The sequence below is a fragment of the Sulfitobacter sp. 1A15106 genome, assembly GCF_043556995.1.
In the GTDB taxonomy this organism is placed as follows: Bacteria; Pseudomonadota; Alphaproteobacteria; order Rhodobacterales; family Rhodobacteraceae; genus Sulfitobacter; species Sulfitobacter faviae.
In genome coordinates this window covers 84,028-108,002 of the sequence record NZ_JBIFFM010000009.1, presented here as the reverse complement: position 1 = coordinate 108,002, position 23,975 = coordinate 84,028, and the positions used below count along the sequence as shown (strand labels likewise).

Here is a 23,975-nt window from a genome sequence, read left to right as displayed (position 1 = left end):
TTCGCAACCCTCGTTGGCCGTACCATAGCTGCTGGATTTACGATGGCCACCGCTTTGCAAAGTGGCGCACGCCGTCTCTGCCAATCGGCATCCGTCTGCTTATCGGGGTGAAAAGTCTTGTTCTTGCCCCAATTTAGCCGTTGCGGCATTGGCAGCGGTGCCCGAGGGGGATACGTTGGGTGAACATCTGCCCACGCGCCAAGACAGATGCAAAGACCACGACAGAGGCAAATATGAACGACTTTTACAACGCTCTGGCGGATTTCGACGATCCGCTGCGGCAACTCTATATGCTTGCTGTCGAACCTGACCTCTCTGTCGAAGACAAGATCGCCAAGCTTTTACAACTGGGCACAGAGGCGCTTGACCTCGAACTTGGCATCGTCTCCCGCGTGGATCACCCGGTCTATGAATGCGTCTATGTCCATGGGCCCGATTGGGCACCCGCCCCCGGCAGCACCTTCGACATCAATGGCACCTATTGCCTGCATACGCTTGGCAACGACGATGTGACCTCTTTTCACCACGCGGGCCAGCAAGAGATTTCGGCCCACCCCTGCTACGAGAACTTTGGGCTGGAAAGCTACATTGGGGCACCGCTGAAAATCGGCGATGCGCTCTTTGGGACGTTGAACTTTTCCGGTACCGCCCCGCGCCCCGCCCCGTTCAGCAAGGCGCAGACCCAATTCGTCCAGTTCCTCGCCCGCTGGCTGAGCAGCGAGCTCTCGCGGCAATCCGAGCGCCGCTCGTTGCGCGAACAGCGCGGGTTGCTCAAGGCGATGGTCGATGCCGTGCCCGAGGCCATCATCATGGCCGATCCCAACCGCCGCGTGGCCATGGTGAACCCGGCGGTCGAAACACTGTTCGGCTACAGCCCCGACGCGCTTTTGGGGCGGCAGACGGCGGTTCTTTACGAGACCCTCGGCAGCTACGAACGTATGGGCGAAGAGCTTTCGAATGCAGGCACGGCCAGCAAGGAAAGCGGCTTTACCGTCGCCTGCCGCCGCGCCGATGGCTCTACTTTCGAGGGGCAAGTCGCCACCGCCAAGGTCGAGACTGACCGCGGTGAGCATCTGGGCTATCTCGGCGTGGTGCGCGACGTCAGTGAGCAGCGCGAGTTTGAACGCGCCAAGGACCAGCTTATCGCCACCGTCAGCCATGAGATGAAAACACCGCTGACCGCGCTGACCGGGGCGCTGCGCCTGCTTGAGTTGAACCCGGACGATCTGCCGCCGCAAAAGCGCAAACTGTTGCAGCTTGCGATGCGCAACGCGCGGGCGATCGATCAGATGGTGGGGGATATTCTGGATGTCGAAACCCTGCGCAGACCGGATCAATCGGGGTTCTCCGAACGCGCCTTGGCACCGCTCTTGGCCCAAGCCTCAGAGACCTTGGTCTCCTACGCGAAAGAGCGCGGCGTCGGCTTGGAAATGACCCCCTCCGAGGCCCCCGCACCGCTGTTGCGGCTGCACGAAGGGCGGCTCACGCGGCTGTTGTCAAACCTGTTGTCCAACGCGATCAAAGCCTCGGACGAAGGCGGCACGGTTCAGCTTGGCCTTTCGGAAGATGGCACCGGGTTCTGGGTCAAAGACCACGGCAGCGGTCTGCCTTTGGAGCTGCAACCGGTTCTTTTCGAACGGTTTTCCCGCGGCTCCAGCTACCGGGTCAAAGAGGGGCACGGGCTGGGAATGAGCATCGTCAAAGCCATTGTCGACCAGCACCTTGGGGAAATCCGCTTTGAAACCGCCGAGGGCGAAGGCACGACCTTTTTCGTAGACTTCCCGCCGCTCGAAGGGCGGCCGGATGCGATGGCCGCCTCCTGACGGCGCATCGCGGCCCCGGCGGGCGTCAGGTCAGAAAAGCCCGAAGCGCGTGCAGGGTGCGGTCGATCCCGGCGGCGGTGGTCAGCACCCCCGGCGACATGCGCAGGGTCTGGCTGCGGTTGTCGACGTAGATCTCCAGCGCCGCCAATTGCGCCACCACATCCGCCGCGTCGATGTGATCGGGCAGAACGACCATGAGACTGCCGCCCCGCTGGTCCGGGTCCGCCGGGCTGGCGAGGGTCAGGCCCATCCCCTCAAGCCCCGCCTGTAGCTGCGCGGTTAGCTTGCGGTTATGCGCTGCCAAGACTTCGGTGTTTTGCCCCATGCGCCATTTCATCGCCGGTAGGCTGGCCACCGCAGGAACGGTTGAGGGCGTGCCACTGTCGAGCCGCCGAATGTCGGGCGCGAATTCGAAAGCGTCGAGGTCCCATGAGAACGGATTGCCTTGAGAGAACCAGCCGCGCATCTCGGGCTGGCACTGCGGGATCAGTTCGGCATCCATATAGACGATCCCCGCGCCCGGCGTGCCGCACATCCATTTGAGGCTGGTCGACAGGGCGAAATCGACGCGCGGCGCGGTCACGTCATAGGGCAGCAGCCCCACGGCCTGCGTCATATCCACCCCGATGAGCGACCCCATCTTGCGGCCATGCGCCACCAATTGCGGGATGTCCAACCGGTGCGAGGTCGTCGAGCTGACCCAAGTGAGCAGGGCCAGCGCCACCTCCTCATCCCAATGGGCGATGATGTCTTCGGCCTCGACCCAATGGCCCCCTTGGCGGATCGGCACAGTGTTCAACGTGAAACCAAAACGCTTCGACAGGCCGGTGAGCAGGAAGTGCAGAGAGGGGAAACCATCCTCAGCCACCAAGACCTTCTTGCCGCGCAGGGTGCCTTCGGGCAGCGCACCGATGACGGCCATCAGCCCGGTGGTGACGCTCTCTGTCGTGGTGACGGTGCCCTTCGGCGCGCCGATAAGCTCGGCCCAGAGGTCGATGAACTGCTGGCGTTTGGGCAACACATCCGCCCATTGGTCGCCGTTGGGCGCGGCCCAGGCATCGGTGAAATCGGTGAGACCGGCCAGCATATCCGCATGTTTGCCGGGGTATTGGCCGATGGAGTGATAAAGGAGATAGGCGTCGCCCGTTCCTGTTTCTGTGGACATTGTAATCTCCGTAGGGTGTTGGCCGCGCAGGCGCGCGGGACGGTAATTTTGTGGGGGACGGGGCCGCTTCGGCTCAGCGGTAGCCGCGCTTGTAATGCTGCTCTAGCCAGCCGGTGAAACGCACCATTGGCCAAAGGATCGCGATGTAGATCAGCGCGGCCAGCAGCAGCGGTGTGGGGTTGGCGAAAAGCGCCTGCGCGTCGGTGGCCTGTTTCAGCAGATCATCCATCGCCACGACCGAAGCCAGCGAGGTGTCTTTCATAATCGCCACCGCATAGGAGGCAAGCGGCGGGATCATCATCCGAAACGCCTGCGGCAGGATCACCTTGCGCATGGTGGTAAAGAAAGACAGGCCAAGCGCATCGCAGGCTTCGAACTGCCCGCGCGGTACGGCTTCGATCCCGGCGCGCACGACCTCTGCCGTATAGGCCGCCAGCACCAGCGCCAGCGCAATGGTCGCCCCCACGAATGAGGAAAAGACGATGCCCGCGAAGGGCAGTGCGTAATAGACGAGGATCAGCACCACCAGCACCGGAATGGCGCGGAAGATATCCGTATACAGAACCGCCAGCAGCCGGAACGGCTTGGCCGCATAGAGCCGCACCAGACAGACCAGCACGCCAAGGATACCGCCAAAGAAAATCGCCGAAGCGCCCAGCAGAATGGTGTTGAGCAGCCCGCGCATCAAGATCGGGAAAGCGCGGCGCATCACGTCGAGATTGAAGAAGATGTCGATGATTTCCATTGCGCAGTCCGTCAGTTTGATCGCAGGGGGCGAGCTTTGGGCCGCAGGCAGAGCGGCGCCCCACCCGCGGCCCAAAGGTATCAGTCCGCCGAGGTGGGCACCGGCAGCGGGGTCACCGCAAGGCTGCCCTCGGCAGGGGCCACGCCGAGCCATTTTTCATAGAGGGCCGCCATGGTGCCATCCTCTTTCATCGAAGAGATCGCACCGTTGACCGCCTCCAGATGCTCAGAGCCCTTGGGCATCATGATCGCGAATTTATCGCCCGTCGGAATCTCGACCGAGACCTGCAAGCCCTGCATCGTCGGCTGGGCAAAGGCGTAGCGCAGGCTGACGATATCATTCACCGCCGCATCGATCCGGCCACTGCGCAGATCGGTCAGCATATTGGCGGTGGTGTCATAGCTGGAATAGGATTTATAGCCGAGCTCATCCTCCCGCTCTTTCAACCAATTCTCCGGGAAAGAGGTGGCGATGGAACCGATGCGTTTGCCCTCCAGCCCGTCGAGATCGGCAATCCCGGCGTCGGTCTTGGTGCCGACCCCCAATGCGCCCGAGAAATAGGGCTGCGTGAAAGACTGCGCCTCAAGCCGTTCATCGGTGATGGTGAGCGATGAGATCACCGCATCGACCCGGCCCGAGGCAGTGGCCACGAAAAGCGCGCGGAAGTCGTAGCCGCTGATCTCGGTCGTCTTGCCAAGCCGGGTCGCGACCTCATTGATGATGTCGACCTCGAACCCCTCGAAGACGCCCGCTTCGTTCTTGAACTCCCATGGCGGGTTCGCCGGGTAAGAGCCGATTTTCAGCACGTCCTGCGCCATGGCAGAGACGCCCGACAGTGTCGTCAGCGCCGCGACGGTGAGGCCAACGATCAGATTATTTTTCAGATTCATGTTTTGCTCCCTGTGAACACCCCCGCGCAGCGCGGCAAGCTTTCCCCTATTGGCTGCCAGTTTTCGTATACGAATTCAATTTAATTTTTCAAGTATGCAAACTTATACCTAGCCATAAGCATATTTCTTGCGCATGCTCGGCCCGCAATCGCATACTTTTCGGAGAGGTCGGAATGCCCCGCTCAGCCAAGCGCCACATGAAAGATCAGATTTACGACATCTTCCTCGGGCGAATTCAGCGGGGCGAGATCAGCCATGGCGACCGCTTTGTCGACACCGCCGTCGCCGAAGAGTTCAACGTCTCGCGAATGCCGGTGCGCGATGCGCTGATGCGCCTGTCGCATGAGGGCTACCTCGACAGCACGACACGGGGCTTCACCCTGCCCAACCTGTCGATGCGCCAGATCTGCGAGATTTTCGAGTTGCGCCGCCTGCTGGAACCGCGCGCCGCGGCGCTGGCCACCAACCAGCTGACCGATGAGGACATCGCCACCCTGACCCGCGCGGTTGAGCAATCCGAGCGCACGTTGGAAACCGGCGATATCGAAAGCCTCTATGCGGCCTCCGAAGACATCCGCCGCACATGGATCATGGCCGTGCCCAACATCGAGTTGCGCGACACAATCCTGCGCTACATGGCCCAAATCCAGGCCGTTCGCATGGCCACCCTGCGCGACGCGGTCGCGCATGAAACCCTCGTCGACTTGCACCGCGACATGCTGCGCGCCTTCACTGCCCGTGATGCGGCCAAGGTGGAGCTTTTGCTGCTGCGCTACGTTCTGGCCGGAGAAGACAGCTTCCTGCGGCTGAAAGCCCGCGCGCAGGATTAACCCGCCTCGCCCTTGGCCACCGCACAGAGCCAATCGCGCACAATGATCGCCGCGCTCGACACCCCCTGCCGGGGCGAAAGCAAGTAGAAATCCAGCCCGCCTTCCATCACATGCGGCACCGGGCGCAGCAGCCGCCCCGCCTCAAGATCGCGCTGCACCAAAAAGCGGCTTGCCAGCGCCACCCCCTGCCCCGCCAAAGCAGCATCAAGGCTCAGCGTCGTTTGATTGAACCGCAGCGCACGGGCCGGCTTGACGCTGCCGCCAAAAGCCTCTTCAGCAAAGCGCGGCCAGAGGTCATGGGTGTCGTGAAGCAGGGTCATGCGCGCCAGTGTGGCGGCATCGACCGGCCCCTCCCCCGCAAGCAGCGCCGGAGAGCATACGGCCACCACCTCCTGCGCGAAAAGCAGGGTCGCCCTCAGGCTCGCCCCAAAGGGCGGACGCGCCTGCCGCACGGCAAGGTCGATCCCGTCGGCATGAAAACTCGCCACCCGCTCTGTCGCCGTGATACGCAAGTCAATGCCGGGGTGGGCTTGGGTAAAATCCGAAAGCCGGGGGATCAGCCATTTGGATGCGAAGGTCGGCGTCACGCTGATCGTCACCCGCGCGGGCGCGTGGCGCAGGGCATCCGTCGCCTCCGCCAATTGATCGAAAGCACGCGACACTGACAGATGATAGGCGCGCCCCTCGTCGGTAAAGGCCAGCCCCCGCGGCTCGCGCAGGAACAGACGCAGCCCCAGATGATCCTCCAGCCCGCGCACCTGCTGGGCGACCGCGCCTTGGGTCACGCCCAACTCATCCGCCGCGGCCCGGAAATTCAGGTGACGCCCGGCGGCGGCAAAGGCACGAAGCCCGTTCAAGGGCGGCAGGGGCATCTCATTCGGCACAATAGATTTCCTACAGTCACACAACAAAGCATCTGGCTGGCTGCACGGGATCACAGCGCCTAAATGACGCAGCATATCCCCGCAGCACAATCGCTGCCTAGTATATGGAGCATACCCGATGACAGCAGAAAAAGTAGCCCTTATCACCGCAGGCGGCAGCGGCATGGGCGCCGGCGCGGCCCGCAAACTGGCGGCAGATGGCTTTAAGGTCGGTGTCCTGTCTTCCTCCGGCAAGGGGGAGGCGCTCGGCACCGAACTTGGCGGCTTTGGCATCACCGGCTCGAACCAATCGCCAGACGCGCTGGCGCAGCTGGTGGATGGCGCGATGGACCGTTGGGGCCGCGTCGATGTGCTGGTGAACTCCGCCGGGCATGGGCCGAAGGGCGACATTCTGGAAATGAGCGACGCAGATTGGCACGATGGGATGGATGTCTATCTGATGAACGTGATCCGGCCCACCCGTTTGGTAACGCCGATCATGGCGGCGCAGGGCGGCGGTGCGATCATCAACATCTCGACCTTCGCCACCTTCGAGCCGGACCCGCTCTTTCCCACCTCGGGCGTCTTCCGCGCCGGGCTGGCGGGTTTCACCAAACTCTACGCCGATCAATATGCGGGCCAGAACATCCGCATGAACAACATCTTGCCCGGCTTTATCGACAGCCTGCCCGAGACCGAGGACCGGCGCGCGCGCATTCCCATGGGGCGCTACGGCACCGAGGCCGAGGTGTCGTCGCTGATCGGCTGGCTCGCTTCCGAGGGCGGGGCCTATGTCACCGGGCAGAACTGGCGCATCGACGGCGGGCTGACCCGTGGCGTCTGAAGCGCTTGCGCCCGCCACGCCGCAGCGGCTGGCCTTTTTGGTCAAATGGATCGCCTCGGTGATCCAGATCCTCGGCTATGCCGCCACAGGTTTCGGCTGGACGCCGTGGAACCTCTACCTCTTCGTGGTGGGGGTTCTGGGCTGGCTGATCGTCGGGCTGCTTTGGAATGACCGGGCGATCACGCTGGTTCACCTCGTTGCCATGGGGGCGATGCTGGCGGGGATGGCCAGCCAGTAGTGGCGGTGTGTCGAGGGGTGTCGCCTGTGTGACGCCCTCTCGGCCCCCGTATCCGAGTATATCATCCGGCGGGGGGAACCGTGCCCCCCCTCCCCCGCTTACCTTGCACGACGCGGAAGCTGCCCCATATCTCTTTGCAAAGGACAACCGCGAGAGACCAAGATGGGCTATGTGAAGACAGCGATGCTGATGGCGGCGATGACCGCGCTTTTCATGGGGGTCGGCTATCTGATCGGCGGATCGGGCGGTGCGCTGATCGCGCTGGTGGTGGCGGCGGGGATGAACGCCTTCACCTGGTGGAACTCCGACCGCATGGTGCTCAAGATGCACAATGCGCAGCCCGTCTCGCCGGGGGACCGCGCGGGGCTCTACGCCATGACGGCAAAGCTTGCGCGGAATGCGGGCCTCCCCGAGCCCAAAGTCTATCTGATCGACACGCCCCAGCCCAACGCCTTCGCCACCGGGCGCAATCCGGCCAATGCTGCCGTGGCGGTGACCAAAGGGCTGATGCAAAGCCTCAGCCGCGAGGAACTGGCGGGCGTCATCGCGCATGAGCTGGCCCATATCCGCAACCATGACACGGCGATCATGACCGTGACGGCCACTTTCGCCGGTGCGATTTCGATGCTGGCGAATTTCGCGCTGTTCTTCGGCGGCGCACGCGAGCGGATGGGGATGATCGGGACGTTGATGATGATGTTCCTCGCCCCCATGGCCGCCGCGCTGGTGCAGATGGCGATCAGCCGGACACGGGAATATGCCGCCGATAAGGCGGGGGCCGAGATCTGCGGCCATCCGCTCTGGCTCGCCTCCGCGCTCGAGAAGATCGCTATGGGGGCCGCGCGGATCGACAATCACGCGGCAGAGCGCAATCCGGCCACGGCGCATATGTTCATCATCAACCCGCTACACGCGCATAAACATGACAATCTTTTCGCCACGCACCCGGCGACGGAGAACCGCATCGCGGCCCTGCGTGCGATGACACCCGACGCCGCGCGAGGGCGCGCCGAAAGCCCGCGCCCCACCATCAGCGCGACCACCAGCAGCAGCCGCATCCCGAAAACCGGCAGACGCCGCGACGCGGGGCCGTGGCGCTAGGCCGCGCTTAGCCCCGCCGCCAGTAGGCGGTGCAAATCTGGCGGGTTTTATCCATGCCGAGATGGGTTTTGAAATGCCCGCGCAATTGCTGCGCGTTCTGGAACTCTCCGGCGAAAAAGGCATAGCCCAAACCGTCATCCGTCAGCGCCTGCGCATGGCCAAGCACTTCGGCCTCGAACACGGCGGGCGGCAGGGCATGGACGCGCAGCTTGGTCTTGGGCAGGTAGTCGCTATAAGGAACCCCGCGCGGCAGGGCCGCCACCACATCGCCCACCGCATCCTCCGGCAGCCGCGCCAAAAGCTGCGCCACGGCGGGCAGCCCCGTGCCATCGGCGGCGAGGAAATAGGAAGAGGCTTCGGGCAAAGCGCTGATGCCCACCGGCCCCATTGCGCCGATCCGCTGCCCGGCATGGGCGTTCTGCGCCCATTGCGAGATCAGGCCAGAGCCGTGGCGAACCACGTCGATATCGACCTCTTCGCGCTCGGGGCGGATGTTCTTGAGCGTGACATAACGCGCGTGCAACTCATCCGCACCCTTGGGCCAAACCGGCGCCCCATTGGCGCCCATCACCGGCCAGACCGGCGTGCGGCTGGCATCGCGCGGCAGGATCAGACGCAGGTGGATGCCCTGCGGGGCAAGTTCGGCAATGTCGGGGTAATGCAGGGTAACACGCTGCATCCCTTCGAAGAGGATTTCGCTGTTCAGCACCTCCAACAAGCGGAAGTTCTGCGGCGTCTCTCCGGCCTCTTGCGCCACACCCTGCCACCGGATGCGATCGGCCAGCGCGGGGTCAAACTCCGCCACATGATGGACCATGCCCTCTTTCGAGAATTGCATGGCGTTTTCGCCGGGAGCTTGCAGGCTGACCTCCAGCCCACGCGGGCAAAGATCGAACTCTACCCGGTAGCCGTCTTGCTCAAACACATGACCCGTCGGCCCCTTGGCGCGAAACGCCATGCCGTGGTCATCGACAAGATGCGACAGGATTTGCGACAGCATCTCCTGCGGGGCGTCCATGGGGATGGTGGTCTTGGCTTTGGCGATGGTCATCCGTGGCTCCTCCCGGTCAAAAGAAAGCGCGGCACACGAGGGGAGTGCCGCGCTCTAGGCTCACCAGCTATGGGCCAGCTTCACAGTGACTTCACGGCCGGGGCTGTAGAAGTCAGCGTAGAAACCGCCGTAGGAGGTGTGCTTTTCGTCGAACAGGTTGGTGACATTGGCCGACAGGGTGGTCTGATCCGACAGGTCATAGCTTACGGCCGCATCCACCACGACAAAGCTGCCTGTCTCGCCCGCGGTGTTGCTGTCGCTATAGTAGTAACCGCTGTTGAACCGCGCGCCCAAACCGACGGTCAGATCACCGCGGCCAAGGTTTTCCCATGTCCGGCTGGCCCAGATCGAGGCGACGTTTTCAGGCACCAGACCGGGGCGGTTGCCAACGTTGCCCGCGGTGCCGTTCTCTTTGATCTCGGCATCCAGATAGCTGTAGGCGGCGGTGAGAGTATAGGCCCCCATCTCGGCCTTGGCTTCCAGATCAATGCCGCGCACGCCGATCTCACCGATGGTTTCCGGCAGGTTGGTCGCCGGATTGGTGCGGGTGATGTTGCTTTTCGACAGGTCATAGACCGAGGCCGTCAACAGCGCGTTGGTGCCGATGGGCTGCCATTTGGTGCCGAGCTCGAACTGCTCGCCCTCTTCCGGCTCGACGCCAAAGCCTGCGGGCACGACCGACTGCGCGTAGTTCCCAAAGACCGATAGGTTGGGTTTGATCTTATAGGTCAGACCCAGGCGGCCCGTCGTCTCGCTGATGTCGTTGGTCTGCACCGTGCCGGCAAGGTTGTTGGACTCAGTCACGTCGATCCAGTCGTGCCGCAGCCCGAAGGAGGCGATGAAACGCTCGTTCCAGTTCAGCTCTTGCTGAGCGTAGATCGCCTTGCCTTCCGTCTCAGTGTCAAGATCGGCAAACATCGGCACGCTGGTCGGACGGCCCGTATAGGTCGGGTTGTCGCGGTCAACCGACGGTGCCGGGCCATAGAAGCGTTGGTCAGACTCGTCGGACCAAGAGAATTCGACCCCTGCCGTGGTGGTGCTGGCCGCCCCGCCGAGGAACCCCTCATAGGTCAGATGCAGATCGGAGATCATGCTCTCGCTCGTGCCATCGCTGGCAAAAAAGGCGCGGTCCACCGTGCTGTCATTCGGGGTTCCATCGCTGACATAGGCATAGCCGAAGTCATCGGCGCTGTCGCTGTAGCGCAAGGTGCCGCCGAAGCTCAGCCCGTTGCCAAAGTCATGCGCGCCCAGAACAGAGACGGTCGTCCGCTCGGTGCCGCGGTAGTTATAGTCAGGCTCGCCATAGAACACATCGCTGCGGTCAAAATCGCCGCCCGCCGGGAAACCGCCGCTGCCGGGCACGGAATCGCGGTTGAGGTGGTCGACGATCACGGTCAGCTCAGACGCATCGGAGGGGCGCCATGTCAGGCCACCCATCGCGAAGATCTCATCGTTCTCGGAATAGGGATACTCAAGCTCGCCATTGCGCAGCAGACCGGTGAAACGGTAGCTGAGCGTGCCTTCCTCATCCAGCTTGTCGCCGAAATCCACACCGGTTTCCAAGCTGCCATAGGAGTCGACCGAGGTGTAGACACTGCCAAAACGTTCGTCGCGGGGGCGTTTACTGACATAGTTGACCGAGCCGCCGGGATCGGAAAGGCCGAAGGTCGACGACGACGCGCCGCGGATCACTTCGACCCGCTCATAGGCGAAAGGCTCTTCCCGGACCGATCCGAAGTTCGCGCCCAATGTCAGCCCATCGCGGTAGGTATAGGCTTCGAACCCGCGCAGGATGAAATAGTCGAACCGGTCATCTGCGCCATAGCTGTCGGTGCTGGCACCGGCGGTGTAGTTCAACACCTGCTCCACGCTATCCGCGCCGCGGGCTTCGATCTCACGGCTGGTGATGACCGAGACGCTGGCCGGGATGTCGATGATCTCACCCGACAGTTTGCCGCCGCTGCTGATCTCGCTGGCGACAACCGTTTCGGCATCCGCCGCGCCCGAAGTCTGCGCTTCGGCTTCGAGGATCACGTCATCCAACTGGTAGGCTTCTTGCGCGTAAAGCGTGCCCGGCACCAGCGCCGTACAGCACAAAAGCGCCGTCTTGAGAGAGCCGCGCCCCAGTTGCAGGGGGATGAGTTTGGAAGAGGACATGGCGGTCTCCGTAATAACCTAGTGAATCAGTCGGGATTCCCTTACCCCTATGATACGCAGGAGACCAGAGTCAATCTGACCAAATTAGTCAGTTATTTTCAGGCCGCGGCATCTTTGCGTGGCGGCCCGATCTTGTGACGCCCAATCGGCACCATGCAGGGGGTCTGCGAGACCGGATCGTTGACGATACGGCACGACAGGCCAAAGACGGTTTTCACCAATTCCTCGGTCAGGACCTCGGCGGGCGGCCCCTCGGCGCGGATGCCGCCATCGCCCACGGCGATCAGGTGATCGGCATAGCGCGCGGCGAGGTTCAGATCATGCAGCACCATGACGATCGTCGTGCCCTGCGCCATGTTGAGATCGACCAGCAGGTCCAGCACCTCGACCTGATGCGCCACGTCCAGAAAGGTCGTTGGCTCGTCCAGCAGCAGCAGATCGGTCTCCTGCGCCAGGGCCATGGCAATCCAGACCCGCTGGCGCTGGCCGCCCGACAGGGTGTCGAGATCACGCTCGGCCAGCTCCTCGGTCCCTGTCGCGGCGAGGGCGCGGGCCACGGCGCGGTCATCCTCTGCCGACCAGCGCGAGAACAGCCCCTGATGCGGATGCCGCCCACGCCCCACAAGATCGGCCACGGCGATCCCCTCAGGCGCGATGGGCGATTGCGGCAGCAGCCCCATGACCTGCGCCAGTCTGCGCGACTTCATCTGGTGCACCGCTTCGCCATCCAGCAGAACCGCGCCGGATTTGGGCTGCAAAATCCGCGCCAGTGTCCGCAAAAGCGTCGACTTGCCCGAGGCATTGCCGCCCACAATGGCCGTAATCTTGCCCGCCGGCACGGCGAGAGTGACATTCTCAAGAATAACGCGCTTTTCATAGCCCGCGCCCAGATCGCGCGTTTCAAGACGGTGGTCGTGGGTCATAGCGTGCCCCCATTTCTATTGGCGCGAACGATGAGATACAAAAGGAAGGGCGCGCCGACCGCGCCGGTGACGACCCCCACGGGCAAGCGGGCGGGCAGCAGGAACTGCCCCACGAAATCGCCCGCGATGACCAGCAGAGCACCCACCAGCCCGGCCCCCAACAGCAACCCGGTCGTGCCCGGCAAAAGCCGCGCCGCGATGGGGCCAGAGAGGAAGGCGACAAAGGCAATCGGCCCGGTCGCTGCCGTGGCGATGGCCACAAGGCCGACGGCGGCCAGTGTCACGCGCAGCCGCGTGGCGTCAGCACGCACGCCAAGCGCTTCGGCGGTGTCATCGCCAAGGCGCAGCACCTCCAGATCGCGGGCGGTAACGGCCAAGAGCCCGCCGAAGACCAACAGCGCCCCCGCCACGGGCAGCGCTTGGACGAGTTGCATGCCGTTGAGGCTGCCAGTCAGCCAGCGCATCGCCTCGGCCCGGTCCCATGCGGGCGCTTCGAGCAGGACATAGGCCGTCACACTGTCGAGCATGGCAGAGACGCCGATGCCGATCAGGATCAACCGCGCTCCCGCGGCCCCACGGCGCAAGGACAGCGCCCAGATCATCGCCGCGACCCCAAGCCCCGCCACGACCGCGACGAACGACACCAGCCAACCGTCGAGGGCCAGGATGACGATGGCAAAGACCGCCGCCGCCCCCGCACTGGCACTGATGCCGATGATATCGGGGCTGGCCAGCGGGTTGCGCAGCATAATTTGAAAAGCCACCCCGCCCAAGCCAAAGCTGGCCCCGGCCAAGAGCCCCATGACCGCGCGCGGCAGGCGCAAATCGGTAACCACAAATGAGGCATTGGCCCCCGGCGCCCCCGTCAGCGCGGCCCAGACGTCACCCGGCGGCAGGCAGCCGCGCCCGCAGCTCAGCGTCAGAAGCATCAGGCCCAAAACAAGCGCGGCCAGTGCGCCCAGCACCTGAATGCGGCGCGCGGCGGCGGGGCGAAAACTGCGCGGCGCGCTGAAGGTCACATCGCTCATAGCCCGCGCATCCTGTGATTGCGTACCGTCCAGATAAAGAAGGGCGCGCCGACAAAGGCCGTGACGATGCCCACGTCCAACTCATTCGGGCGGGCGATGACTCGGCCCAGCACGTCCGACAGCCCCAGCATGGAGGCCCCCGCCAAGGCCGAGAGCGGCAGCACCAGCCGGTAATCGACACCCGCGATCATCCGACACAGATGCGGCACCACCAGCCCGACAAAGCCGATCGGCCCGCAAAGCGCCGTCGCCGTGCCGCAAAGGATCACCGCCCCCGCTGCCGCCATAACCCGGCCCAAGGCCACGCTCTGACCAAGGCCGGTGGCCAGTTCTTCGCCCAAGGCCAATGCGTTGAGAACCCGGGCCGAGGCGAGGCTCAGCGCCAGCCCGACCAGCGCGAAGGGCATGGCGGGCAAAAGCGTCTCAAAGCTCGCGCCGCCGATGCCGCCGACCTGCCAAGATTGCACGGAGCCCGCGATGTCATTGCGCGGCAGCACCACCGCGATGATAAAGGCCGAAACCGCGACGGAGGTCGCGGTGCCCGCAAGGGTCAGCTTGAGCGGTGTCGCCCCGCCCTGCCCGGCAGAGCCGATCAGATAGACGAAAACCGCCGTGACCGCGGCCCCGGCGATGCCGAGCCACAGAAAGCTCTGCGCGCCGCTGATGTCGAACCAAGCGATGCCCACCACGACAAAAAGCGCCGCCCCCGCGTTAACGCCCAGAATGCCCGGATCAGCCAAAGGGTTGCGGCTGATGCCCTGCATCACCGCGCCTGCAAGACCAAGCGCCGCGCCCGCCAGAACAGCCAGCGCCGTGCGCGGCATCCGCACCGCGACTGCGGCGGCGCCGATGGTCTCGATCCGGCCGGTCATCCCCGCCCAGATCTCGCCCCACGGCACGGCGCGCGCGCCGACGGTCAGCGACAGGCCGGTCATCAGCAGCAGCAGGCCAAGTAAAAGCGCGAGGCCTGCCAGCCGTTGGGGGCGCTGCACCTGCATTATTCGCCGCGCGTGGCGGCGGCGCTCAGCCGCGCGAGGTAGTCGTCGAGCACATAGTCGATCGACAGCGGTGTCGGGTTCGCGGCGGTGCCCATCGGGTCATTCGCCAAAAGCACGACCGAGCCGCGGGCGACTGCCGGGAAACGCGCGATCAGCGGGTTCTTGGCCAGTTCATCCAACCGGGCCTGATCGCCATAGGTCACGACAACGTCCACGTCTTCAAAGAGATCGATCCGCTCGGCGCTTACCCGGCCCGAGTATTTCCCGGCCTCGCTAGCCTCGCGCACCGCCTGCGGCGTCGCCATGCCGAGGTCGGTCAGGAATTGCACCCGCTGGTCGGCGGCGGCGTAGAAACCGATGGTGCTGAGGTCACGCGGATCAAGGTGGGTCACGAACATACCGGTCTTGCCCGCCAGTTCGGGATGCGCCGCACGGGCGCTGGCGATACGCTCTTCGATCTCGGCGACCATCGCGTCGCCCTCCTCGGCCATGCCGAGGCCCGCCGCGTTCTGGCGGATCATCTCGCGCCATGTCGTTGTCCATGCCGCTTCGGGGTAGGCGACGACCGGGGCGATGCGGCTGAGCGTTTCATAGTCCGACTGCGACAGGCCGGAATAGGCGGCGAGGATCACATCGGGCTGGGTGCTGGCCACGGCCTCGAAATCGATGCCATCGCCCTCGTCAAAGAGCGTAGGAACCTCGGCGTTCAATTCGTCCAGCCGTTCGATCACCCAAGGCAGCAGCCCGTCGCCATCGTCATCCCCCCATGAGGCGCGTGCAAAGCCGACCGGCACGATGCCAAGCGCCAAGGGCACTTCGTGGTTGGCCCAACCGACCGAGGCCACCCGCTCGGGCCGCTCTTCGATGGTGGTTTCGCCAAAGGCGTGTTCAACGGTAACGGGAAAGTCCTGCGCCATGGCGGCGGTCGCGCCAAAGGCCAAGCAAATGAATGACAACGTTCTGAGCACCGCGGCCCCCTTAATCCGATTCTTTTAGTAAACTATTGCCTGTTATGCCCCAGCGGGCGGGGATGCAACAGGTCAGTTCATCGGATCATGGGTTGGGACTGTGCCGGGGCCGCCTGCGAAGCGGCCCCGGGTGTGGTTATTGAATGCTGACCTCGAAGGAGACGAAGCCCTGCGCGCCGGGTTGAAGCGCCCCCGTACAGGACCAGCGCAGCGCCCCGTCATAGCCCGGCGCATTCGCCAACGGCGCGTCCAAGGTGCAGGTCACTCCATCGGCCAGGGTAACCGGGCTGGGCACCGCCGCGGCCAGAGCCGTGTAGGGCGGTGTCTTGTCGTAAACGACGATGTCGCGCGCGGGCACGGTGCCCACGGTTTCGACATAGATGCGGTATTCCAACACATCCCCGGCAGCGGCGCCGTTGCTGACCCCTTCGGGTGTGCCGCGCGTCACGTTGCGGACGGTTTTGGTCAGTTTCAACGTGCCCTGCGCCGCCTCAACCACCAACCGGTCGGTGTTGACGTTTCGCTGGGCGAGGCCGCTGGAGCCATAGCTGGTGTCGGCGACCAGATCGAAGCGATAGGTCGATCCCTGCGTTGCCGCGCCCGAGGCGGTGACCCGTGCAAGGACACAGATCAGCCCGCCCGCATTGGTGGGCAACGGCCCGGTAATCGCTTGGTCCGGCGTGCCGTCGCAATCCGTATCCTCGTAAAGCGCGGTCGAGAAGGCCCCTTCGGGGGCCGAGGCTTCGGCGGCGACGCTGAACGTCACGCTTCCCGGGGCCGAGGCGATATATTCATGCCGCAGCGCCAAGACCTGCCCGGCCCGGATCGTCTTGTCCTGCGATTGGTTCAGCCGCGCCGCTTCGATGAGGCCGAAGTCGAGCCCGGCGTAGGCCGTGCCCGCTGCGGGGGTGAAGGTGAAACGCCCGTCATGGGGATCGCCGTTCACCACCCCGGGCAAAGCCGCGCCGCCCTCGGACACGTTGAGCAGCCCCGCGCCGGGCTGGGCCATCACGGTGACAGCGCCGCTATACCCCTCAGGCAAGGCCGCGCGCCATGTGCCGTCCGCCGCCAGATCGGGCGTGACCAACAAAGCGCCGCCCGCGTCCAAAATCTCGACCACGGCGCGGTCCGTGCCCGCCTCGCCTGCCTGCTGGGCCCCGTCATAGGCGTCGGCCCCCGCGCCGATGTCAAAGAACACCACGCCAGAAAGCACCGGACCGTTGGAGCGCCGAGCCACGCGGGCGAGCGCCTCGTCATCATCGGCCAAACCATCGCCGAGGTCATCCACCAACGCGCCGGTGCCGGGGTCGCTGTCGGGGTCAGGAAGCGACGCGCCGATGATCTCTGCCTGATTTTCCGTGGCGCCTTCGCCCTGCAGCGTGACGCGGATGGTCAGGCTGTGGCTGCTGCCCGAGGGCACGTCGCCAAGCAGCCACAGACCGGTCGAAGCATCATAGCTATCGCCCTGCGCCGCCGCATCGTCCGAGACATAGGCGAAGCCATCGGGGATGAGATCGAGCACCCGCACATCCGAGGGACTGCCGGGGCCGGTGTTGGTCACGGTCAGCACGAGGTCGAGCGCCTCCCCCACCGTGGCCTCTGTCGCGGGGCTGGAGTCCGCCGCGCGTAGGATGGTTTGGGTCAAGGCCAAATCGGCCTCAGTCGGCAGGGTTTCGAAACCGAAATCAGAACTCACCGGGCTGCCGCTGCCCGCATCAACAGCAAGGCTCGCGATCGGGTTTCCCGTGGTCAGGGTAAGGCCCGCCGGTATCTCAGGGTCGGCCTCATCCACTTCGACCAGATAGGCGCGGGCCGGGTCGAGGTTGCTGAAGGAATAGGCCCCCGCCGCATCGGTTTCGGTCACCGCCACCTGCGTATCATCGGCCCGGTCGCCGGGCGTGCCTGCATCGTCGAAAAGCGTCACGGTGATGCCCGCGGGCAGCGTGGCTTCGGCCCCGTCGCGGCTGCCGGAACTGTCGGCGTCCTCATAAAGCGTTCCGCCGATCCGGCCCTGCGGCAACAGATTGACGAGAGTCACGAGATAATCCTCAACCTCCCCATCGAAGTTCAGACCGCTGAAAGGGTCTTGGGTCAGGGCGCTAGAGGTCGACCAGCGGATGCGGGCATAGGTGGTGCCATTGCCCACATCGACCGGCACGGGAATGTTCAGGCTGATCTGGTTGTTGAACGCGCCATCCGTATCGCCCAAGCCGCCGTCACGAAAGTTGATGGCCACCTGTTCGGTCGGGTCGAAGACATTGTTCTGGTTGAAGTCGATCCAGAGCTGAAGATTAGTGATGCCTTCGGTCACCGGCAGGCCGAGGGCCAGTTGCGCGCTGAGGGTCTCATGGGTCTGAATGGTCAGCGGCACGATGGTGCCCGCCTCAAGCACCGGGAACTCGGCCACGGAATCTTCGTCGTCGATCCCGTCGAGGTCGTCGCCATCGGCATTGGCGCTGAACATGCTCTCGGTCTCGGAATCGGGGAGGCCACCGCCAAGGTAGATGTCCGGCACGATGATATGGCGCGGCTCGCCATAGCTGGCGGGGGCATCGCCTCGGTCCACCAGATCGGCGGCGGCGATGATGAGGGAGTAGTCTTCAATTTCGCCATCGACGGCAAAGCTCGCCACCGGCAGCCCGGCCTCAGAGGAATAGCGGAACCGCGCAAAGGTGGTGGAGGTGGTGGCATCGCTGGGCACGGTCACGTCGATCTGGATCACGCCGTCGCCTGCCACATCGTCAAAGCCTGTGCCGTCGTCACGCAGGTCGCGGGCGATGTTTTCGCCGAAAGACCCTTCGAAGACCCCGTCGCCATTAAAGTCGATCCACGCCTGAAGGTAGCCCGCCCCTTTGACCGGAATGTTGAGCGTGCTGATCATCCCTTGGGTCATCACCGGAAAGACCACCGCGTCTTCGTCATCGCTGTCCAACAGGTCGTCCGCCGTGGCCGAGGCATCGGACTGGGCCACCAGTTCGATATCGGGCGGCACGTCGCCAAGATAGACCTGCGGCGTATCGCTGACCCCATGCGAGGCGGTCAGGTAAGAGATCGGCGCATCGCCAAAGTCGACCCCAAGCCCATCAAAGACCGCGACCGTGACCTGCGCCCGGTCGCATTGCGTGGGGTCAATGCTGTCACAAAGCTCATAGTCGATCAGATAGGTGCCCGAGGGCACCCCCGGCGGGACGATCACCCGGCCCGCATCGGCGCCTTGGGTTTCCAGCACGGGGACTGGATCACCGCTGTTCTGGGGTATGGCTTCGGTCAGCACCGCAAGCGTCGCGGTGGGGAAGGCGGCAGGCAAGCCGTTGATCGTGTCGTTGGACATGACCTCTCCCGCCGTACCGCCAAGCAGGCTGTTGAGCGGCGTCGCGGTATAGTCATCGTCGCCCGCCACCACGCTGGCCGAGGTATTCGCAACCGCGCAAAGCCGGATCGACGAGCCGCGCCGCGCGTTGTTCAGCGAGCTGCCGGTATAGCCGTGGATGAACTCCCCCTCGGTGAAGGTGCCGTATTCATAGGTGGCATAGTTGTCGAAACCGGTCTCGTTCGGCTCTTCCGTCCAATTGGTCGGGTCACCCACCTTGGCGGGGTCCATCGTGATCGCCTGCCCCCCGGCGGGAAAACCGGCGAGCGGGGCGGTGTGGAAATACGAGATGCCATCGGGCGCGAGCAGCGGGCCGACCACATCCGAACTGTCATCCGATGTCCCGCGGCTGTCCACATCCGTCTGCTGAACGATTACACCATTGATACGGCTCTGTTCAACCGCCCGCCCTTGGGGGTTCGAGGGGGTGGCGCTGCCGTCTTCGACAAGGCGCAGACGGTAGGTGACGAAACCGTTGTCAGCGGGCGTCATCCGCGCTTCGAGCGAGCCGTCGATATTGACCGCAGTGGCGTTGCTGATCTGGGTCGCTTGGAACACGACATCCAGATCGTTGCCATTGATGTCGGTGGTGACATTATCAAAGACGAAGATGTCCGAGGTCGTCAGCGCCGCCGCGCTGCCCGCCCCTGCCAGCTGCGTGCGCGGCTGCGCGAAAACCGACCGCGGCGTACAGGTTTGCGGGCCGGTGTCGGTGGACAGGACATTGGCGACGATGCTGGCGTTTTGCGGATTGGACTGCAGGCGCGACACGAAAGGCGTGCCGATCGCGCCGATCCCCGCCGTGGCCGTACTGTCGACCGCGCCCGACAGGGCATCCGCCGCCGTCACGGTATATTCCGCCGTACAGGTCACCTTGCCGCCCGGGGCCACGGGTGCGGTGATGGCCGGGCAAGTGACCGTGCCAACAAGACTGTCTTCGATCACCACGTCCTGGTTCGGGTTGAAGGGCAACTCCCCGGTGTTGGTCACCTCATAAATAAATGTGACCGTCGTGCCCTGAAGTGCGGAGAGCGGGCTGGTGAAACGTGCAAGGCTGATGGTCTGTTCGGTGGTAAAGTTCACATCGGCAAAGATGCCGATCCCCCGCGCCCCCGCGTCATAAGGCAGCGTTACCGGATTGTAGTAGCTGCGGACCTCGCCAATACTTTCGTCGTACCAAATCTCAATCCTAGAGGTCGCATTGGGATAGCTCAGCCGGATCGAGCCGTTGGTATCATCGCCCGACCCGGGAGAGAGGAAGGCGCTGCCGTCGATGAACAGACATTGCGCCTCGTTCCCGTTCAGCAGGCCGGTGTCCCCCGATCCCGGCCCCGGGCCGACCACGACGGTGGGCGCCGGACCCAGTGTCGTGATGCTTGGGTTGCCGTTATCGCCGAAGGCCGTCACGAAATCGCAGCGGTCCCCGGTGCTGTGGGTGTCGGTGGGATCCACATCGAGGATGTCGACGGTGAGATTGTCCACCTGGAACGCGACGCCGCCAGAACTGGCCGATACGCTGGCGGTGATCCGGTCATCGCCGCGCCGCCCCGCATTCGGCCCGGCATCGCCCACGATGACAAGCGAATCGACACCGCCGCCCAGAATGTTCACATCGTCGGGGGTGAAGATCGGATTGCCCTGCGCATCAGCGCTATAGGGGCGCAGATTGCCGGTGATCTCGACCGTTGTGTCGATCTCGAAACCATATTGGTCCGACAGAGTCCGCAACAAAGGCCCGGCAAAACCTGCGGGCCAATCGAAAGTGGACCAATCAATCGAGAAATCCCCGGCATCCGCGGGAGAGGAGGAGACAGCGAGCGCGGCGCAAACGGCGAGGGAGACACCGCGCAGCGCTTTTCGGTTGGAGAGACGTTTCACAATTCACCTTTCGGTCCGAACCGGAGAGCCCGCGAAACGAGGCCCCCAGCGAGAATACGAACAAATATCTACCGGACATTTATCGCGAATTGTCGTTGCCAATGCGAAGGTGCGTCCGGTCAAAGCAGATGCCGCTGCGGATAGCGCGATATACTTACGGATAGGTGAAACAGCTCTGGCCAGATCGCCAAATGCGCCCCCGGTCTTCCCCCGAGGGGAGGGACGGGGAAAACTGGTGGGGCGCATCGCTGCAAAGCTATCAGGGAGCCGCTCCCTGGGGTAGGGGAACGGGCAGCAGCTCCCGAGAAGGCCCGCGTCGTGAAGCATATTTTCAGGCGAAACGGTCGAAATGAACCGGTTGCCAGCTTGGGACGCGGTCATTGGTCTGGTCAATGACGCCTTCGTGCAGACCCGTCTATCGGCGGGCATAACTAACTATAGGTCGCGTCTCGCATCGTTGCATCTGGGCGGGGGTATAATCGGACTAGTCTTAAGGATAGGTTTCCGCCGCCCCGCCCAAGCAGACTTGTCAGAGGTCAAGCTGCGCCTTCATCGCCGCCAGCGTCGCGTCGCAGGTGGCGGGCAAAGCCTCAGCCAGCGCGCGCGCCTCTTCGTCCTTGTCGGTCTTGCAGGCGGTCTCAATCTCTTTGAGCAGGCCATGCAGCCGGTCGGCGCCGAGCATGCCGCACATCCCGGCCATGGCATGGGCGCGGGCCTGTAGGTCAGGCAGAGCATCGGCTGCCATCAGGTCGGGCAAATCGGTCGCGACTTGTTGGTCGAGTTTTTCCACCCGCTCGCGCAGTTTCTCCGCGCCCAGCAGGTCGAGCAGATCTGCGATTTGTTGTTCGTTCAACAGGGGCCGTTTCGCGGATTTCGCCTGTACCGATGACTGGGCGCTGGCCAAACGCTCGGGCAGAGCCTGTTCGGGCATTACCGCGCGCCCCGAAAGTTCGCGCAGCTTGGCGCGCAGTACCTTCATATCCAACGGCTTTTGCATGAACCCCGACATCCCGACGGCGCTGAACTCCGCCCGTTCTTTCGGCATGGCATGGGCGGTCACGGCGATGATCGGCGTTTCGCGGTTGGGGCCCTCGCCAGAAAGAATCGCCTTGGTCGCCTGAATGCCGTTCACCTCGGGCATGGAGATATCCATGAGGATCGCATCGAAAGGCGCGTCTTCGGCCAGTTCGATCGCCTCGCGCCCGCCGGTGGCGAGGGTGACGTCATGGCCAATCTTCTCAAGCATCGCCTTGATCAGCTCGCGGTTGATCTCATTGTCGTCCACCAGCAGAAGGTTGAGCCGCTGGGCCGCCGCGGGTTCGGCGCGCTTTTGCAGGTCGGGCGCCGCATCGCTGTCGATCTCGGCCAGATCGGCAAGCTCTACCGGCAGGCGCAGGGTGAAACATGTCCCCTCGCCTACGGTCGACTCGCAGGTGATCTCACCCCCCAGACGTTTGACCAGCCGGCGCACGATCCCGAGCCCCAGACCGGTGCCCCCAGTGCGGCGCTCATAGCGGCTGTCGAGCGAGACAAAATCTTCGAAAATACGGTCGATATCCCCCGCCGGAATGCCGGAGCCGTCATCTTCGACCTGCAGGTGGAACGCTTCTCCCTCGCCCGCGGGTTTGGCGAACCACCCGCGCAGGGTCACATCGCCGCCGGGGCTGAACTTGATCGCGTTGCTTAGAAGGTTCACCAGAATCTGCTGGATCGCCCGCGGGTCCGTGACGATGGCCTTATCGTCGAGCTGTGTCAGATCAAGATGCAGCCGGGTGCCCCCGGCCTCGGCCAGAGGGTCCATCGTGTTGATGATTCCCGCCATCAGCACGGTCATGTCACAGGTCTGACGCACCTGTTCATATGTCCCCGCTTCACTGCGCTCAATCGCCAGCACATCATTGATATGGCCCAACAAAATCTCACCCGAGGTCATCGCCGCATCAAGGTATCGCTTTTGCTCATCATCAAGCCGGTCATCTTGCAGCAGTTGCAGGGCCGAGATCACACCATTGAGCGGCGTGCGCATCTCGTGGCTCATCATGGCGAAGAAACGCGATTTTTCCTGATAGGCGTCAAGGGCTTCATCCCGCGCGGCGATGATCTCGGCCTCGCGGAGGCGCTTTTCGGTGATGTCCCGAATATAGGCGATAAAGAGCGACCCCTGCCCCATGGGCGATTGCGACACGGACATCTCAACCGGGAAAATGCGCCCGGCGTGGTCGATCATCTCAAACTCGCGGCGGCCCTTGTCGGCGACTTCGGTCTCGCCGGTGATGCGGAACCTCTCAAGCCTTTGGCGGTGCATCCTGCGGTCGGCCGGGGGGATCAACAGGCTGATATAGTCCCTGCCCTTCGCCGCCTCATGGGTGATGCCGAATATCTCTTCGGCGGAGCCGTTGAAATCTTCGATCTCCCCCCGCTCATTGATGACGACGATCGCGTCGAGCGATGCCTGAAGGGTGGTCGCAAGGCGCAGGTGGTTTTCTTCGACCAGTTGCGATGTGCGGTTCAACCGGCTGGCCTGCCGCGAGAGGCGATAGACCGCCCCGACCAAGGCAAGGGTGACGATCAAGACGATTGCCGCCATCACCTCGATCAGCCGCACGATCTCATGGCGTTCGTTTTGAGACAGCTCGCTGGCAATGGCGATGGAGGCGAGGGCAATCTCGCGGGGCACGTCTTCGATGCTGCGCAACATGGCGTCGATATCGTCCAAAGCCGCGATCAGTTCGGCGTCGGACCCGTCGATCGCGGGCAGGAACCCGTCCAGCAGGGCCCGCAACTCACGGATTTTCGGCTTGGCCTTTGCGTTGTTGCGCACCCGTTCGGCCAGCAGAACGCGGCTATAGAAGATGTCGAATCGTTTGCGGAACTCGTCCAACGCTTCGGGCGTGGCGGATTTCGCCTCGGTCAAGGCGCGGTCGGTCTTGAGGAATTCGATCTCGATCTGCGTAAAGACCCATTCGGCGTGGTCTTGCTGCGCACTGTCGAGCGCCTGAATCCGGTCCCAGACGTTATAGGCCAGATAGGCGGCGATGCTCATCCCCAGCACGAGGATAAGCATCAAGACCTGTCGGCTTCTTGCGCGCGCGGGCCCGAATTT

At 63.8% G+C, this 23,975-nt stretch carries 17 protein-coding genes; 5 read left to right on the top strand and 12 right to left on the bottom strand.

Annotated features, from left to right (window positions below; all coding sequences use genetic code 11):
• The first annotated feature begins 233 nt into the window (after positions 1-233).
• Positions 234-1,823 (top strand): ATP-binding protein, encoded by a 1,590-nt coding sequence (locus ACGYKA_RS14655; protein WP_394411644.1) that lies wholly within the window; start codon positions 234-236, stop codon positions 1,821-1,823.
• Between the two features lie 25 nt (positions 1,824-1,848).
• Here ACGYKA_RS14655 and ACGYKA_RS14650 read toward each other — a convergent pair whose 3' ends face one another.
• The 3 genes from ACGYKA_RS14650 to ACGYKA_RS14640 form a co-directional block, all read right to left on the bottom strand.
• On the bottom strand, positions 1,849-2,988 hold the full coding sequence (locus ACGYKA_RS14650; protein WP_271693005.1) for an aminotransferase class V-fold PLP-dependent enzyme: 1,140 nt from the start codon (positions 2,986-2,988) through the stop codon (positions 1,849-1,851).
• Positions 2,989-3,061: 73 nt separating this feature from the next.
• A complete protein-coding gene (locus tag ACGYKA_RS14645; RefSeq protein ID WP_067265504.1) occupies positions 3,062-3,733 on the bottom strand; it encodes an amino acid ABC transporter permease in 672 nt (223 codons plus the stop codon).
• An 80-nt stretch (positions 3,734-3,813) separates the two neighbouring features.
• The gene (locus ACGYKA_RS14640; RefSeq protein WP_394411647.1) at positions 3,814-4,623 is read right to left on the bottom strand and encodes an ABC transporter substrate-binding protein; all 810 of its coding nucleotides are present in this window, start codon (positions 4,621-4,623) and stop codon (positions 3,814-3,816) included.
• 173 nt (positions 4,624-4,796) lie between these two features.
• Between ACGYKA_RS14640 and ACGYKA_RS14635 the strand changes: the two genes are divergently transcribed.
• Positions 4,797-5,453 carry a GntR family transcriptional regulator gene (locus tag ACGYKA_RS14635; protein WP_209218339.1) on the top strand — a complete coding sequence of 219 codons (657 nt, stop codon included), beginning with the start codon at positions 4,797-4,799 and terminating at the stop codon, positions 5,451-5,453.
• On the opposite strand, the gene ACGYKA_RS14630 is transcribed toward ACGYKA_RS14635, so the two are convergent.
• Positions 5,450-6,325: a LysR substrate-binding domain-containing protein gene (locus ACGYKA_RS14630; protein ID WP_394411782.1), complete on the bottom strand. Its 876-nt coding sequence runs from the start codon at positions 6,323-6,325 to the stop codon at positions 5,450-5,452. The two genes, ACGYKA_RS14635 and ACGYKA_RS14630, sit on opposite strands and share 4 nt — an antisense overlap.
• A 130-nt stretch (positions 6,326-6,455) precedes the next feature.
• Here ACGYKA_RS14630 and ACGYKA_RS14625 point away from each other — a divergent pair, with 130 nt between their 5' ends.
• The 3 genes from ACGYKA_RS14625 (at position 6,456) to htpX (ending at position 8,499) form a co-directional block, all read left to right on the top strand.
• Positions 6,456-7,160 carry an SDR family oxidoreductase gene (locus tag ACGYKA_RS14625; RefSeq protein WP_394411651.1) on the top strand — a complete coding sequence of 235 codons (705 nt, stop codon included), beginning with the start codon at positions 6,456-6,458 and terminating at the stop codon, positions 7,158-7,160.
• Positions 7,150-7,398 carry a DUF6552 family protein gene (locus ACGYKA_RS14620; protein ID WP_394410644.1) on the top strand — a complete coding sequence of 83 codons (249 nt, stop codon included), beginning with the start codon at positions 7,150-7,152 and terminating at the stop codon, positions 7,396-7,398. Before ACGYKA_RS14625 ends, ACGYKA_RS14620 begins: the two co-directional genes overlap by 11 nt.
• Positions 7,399-7,560: 162 nt before the next feature.
• Positions 7,561-8,499 (top strand): zinc metalloprotease HtpX, encoded by a 939-nt coding sequence (gene htpX / locus ACGYKA_RS14615; protein ID WP_394411654.1) that lies wholly within the window; start codon positions 7,561-7,563, stop codon positions 8,497-8,499.
• 7 nt (positions 8,500-8,506) lie between these two features.
• On the opposite strand, the gene ACGYKA_RS14610 is transcribed toward htpX, so the two are convergent.
• The 8 genes from ACGYKA_RS14610 to ACGYKA_RS14575 all read right to left on the bottom strand — a co-directional run bounded on the left by ACGYKA_RS14610 (position 8,507) and on the right by ACGYKA_RS14575 (position 23,936).
• The gene (locus tag ACGYKA_RS14610) at positions 8,507-9,550 is read right to left on the bottom strand and encodes a siderophore-interacting protein (RefSeq protein WP_394411657.1); all 1,044 of its coding nucleotides are present in this window, start codon (positions 9,548-9,550) and stop codon (positions 8,507-8,509) included.
• Positions 9,551-9,610: 60 nt separating this feature from the next.
• The gene (locus ACGYKA_RS14605) at positions 9,611-11,707 is read right to left on the bottom strand and encodes a TonB-dependent siderophore receptor (RefSeq protein ID WP_394411660.1); all 2,097 of its coding nucleotides are present in this window, start codon (positions 11,705-11,707) and stop codon (positions 9,611-9,613) included.
• A gap of 98 nt (positions 11,708-11,805) precedes the next feature.
• Positions 11,806-12,630 (bottom strand): ABC transporter ATP-binding protein, encoded by an 825-nt coding sequence (locus tag ACGYKA_RS14600; RefSeq protein ID WP_394411663.1) that lies wholly within the window; start codon positions 12,628-12,630, stop codon positions 11,806-11,808.
• Entirely contained in the window at positions 12,627-13,658 is a 1,032-nt protein-coding gene (locus ACGYKA_RS14595) for a FecCD family ABC transporter permease (protein WP_394411666.1), read from the bottom strand. The genes ACGYKA_RS14600 and ACGYKA_RS14595 overlap by 4 nt, the downstream gene beginning before the upstream one ends.
• A complete protein-coding gene (locus ACGYKA_RS14590; RefSeq protein WP_394411669.1) occupies positions 13,655-14,656 on the bottom strand; it encodes a FecCD family ABC transporter permease in 1,002 nt (333 codons plus the stop codon). The genes ACGYKA_RS14595 and ACGYKA_RS14590 overlap by 4 nt, the downstream gene beginning before the upstream one ends.
• Complete coding sequence (locus ACGYKA_RS14585) at positions 14,656-15,573, bottom strand: iron-siderophore ABC transporter substrate-binding protein (protein ID WP_394411785.1); 918 nt, start codon at positions 15,571-15,573, stop codon at positions 14,656-14,658. The genes ACGYKA_RS14590 and ACGYKA_RS14585 overlap by 1 nt, the downstream gene beginning before the upstream one ends.
• A gap of 187 nt (positions 15,574-15,760) precedes the next feature.
• The gene (locus tag ACGYKA_RS14580) at positions 15,761-20,872 is read right to left on the bottom strand and encodes a GEVED domain-containing protein (RefSeq protein WP_394411672.1); all 5,112 of its coding nucleotides are present in this window, start codon (positions 20,870-20,872) and stop codon (positions 15,761-15,763) included.
• Between the two features lie 529 nt (positions 20,873-21,401).
• Positions 21,402-23,936: an ATP-binding protein gene (locus ACGYKA_RS14575; RefSeq protein ID WP_394411788.1), complete on the bottom strand. Its 2,535-nt coding sequence runs from the start codon at positions 23,934-23,936 to the stop codon at positions 21,402-21,404.
• Positions 23,937-23,975: the final 39 nt, after the last annotated feature.

What these genes read in the sequence shown, in the direction of transcription:
- ACGYKA_RS14655 (WP_394411644.1), top strand. Translation starts at nt 234, where the DNA reads ATGAACGACTTTTACAACGCTCTGGCGGATTTCGACGATCCGCTGCGG.
- ACGYKA_RS14650 (WP_271693005.1), bottom strand. Translation starts at nt 2,988, where the DNA reads ATGTCCACAGAAACAGGAACGGGCGACGCCTATCTCCTTTATCACTCC.
- ACGYKA_RS14645 (WP_067265504.1), bottom strand. Translation starts at nt 3,733, where the DNA reads ATGGAAATCATCGACATCTTCTTCAATCTCGACGTGATGCGCCGCGCT.
- ACGYKA_RS14640 (WP_394411647.1), bottom strand. Translation starts at nt 4,623, where the DNA reads ATGAATCTGAAAAATAATCTGATCGTTGGCCTCACCGTCGCGGCGCTG.
- ACGYKA_RS14635 (WP_209218339.1), top strand. Translation starts at nt 4,797, where the DNA reads ATGCCCCGCTCAGCCAAGCGCCACATGAAAGATCAGATTTACGACATC.
- ACGYKA_RS14630 (WP_394411782.1), bottom strand. Translation starts at nt 6,325, where the DNA reads ATGCCCCTGCCGCCCTTGAACGGGCTTCGTGCCTTTGCCGCCGCCGGG.
- ACGYKA_RS14625 (WP_394411651.1), top strand. Translation starts at nt 6,456, where the DNA reads ATGACAGCAGAAAAAGTAGCCCTTATCACCGCAGGCGGCAGCGGCATG.
- htpX (WP_394411654.1), top strand. Translation starts at nt 7,561, where the DNA reads ATGGGCTATGTGAAGACAGCGATGCTGATGGCGGCGATGACCGCGCTT.
- ACGYKA_RS14610 (WP_394411657.1), bottom strand. Translation starts at nt 9,550, where the DNA reads ATGACCATCGCCAAAGCCAAGACCACCATCCCCATGGACGCCCCGCAG.
- ACGYKA_RS14605 (WP_394411660.1), bottom strand. Translation starts at nt 11,707, where the DNA reads ATGTCCTCTTCCAAACTCATCCCCCTGCAACTGGGGCGCGGCTCTCTC.
- ACGYKA_RS14600 (WP_394411663.1), bottom strand. Translation starts at nt 12,630, where the DNA reads ATGACCCACGACCACCGTCTTGAAACGCGCGATCTGGGCGCGGGCTAT.
- ACGYKA_RS14595 (WP_394411666.1), bottom strand. Translation starts at nt 13,658, where the DNA reads ATGAGCGATGTGACCTTCAGCGCGCCGCGCAGTTTTCGCCCCGCCGCC.
- ACGYKA_RS14590 (WP_394411669.1), bottom strand. Translation starts at nt 14,656, where the DNA reads ATGCAGGTGCAGCGCCCCCAACGGCTGGCAGGCCTCGCGCTTTTACTT.
- ACGYKA_RS14585 (WP_394411785.1), bottom strand. Translation starts at nt 15,573, where the DNA reads ATGGCGCAGGACTTTCCCGTTACCGTTGAACACGCCTTTGGCGAAACC.
- ACGYKA_RS14575 (WP_394411788.1), bottom strand. Translation starts at nt 23,936, where the DNA reads ATGCTTATCCTCGTGCTGGGGATGAGCATCGCCGCCTATCTGGCCTAT.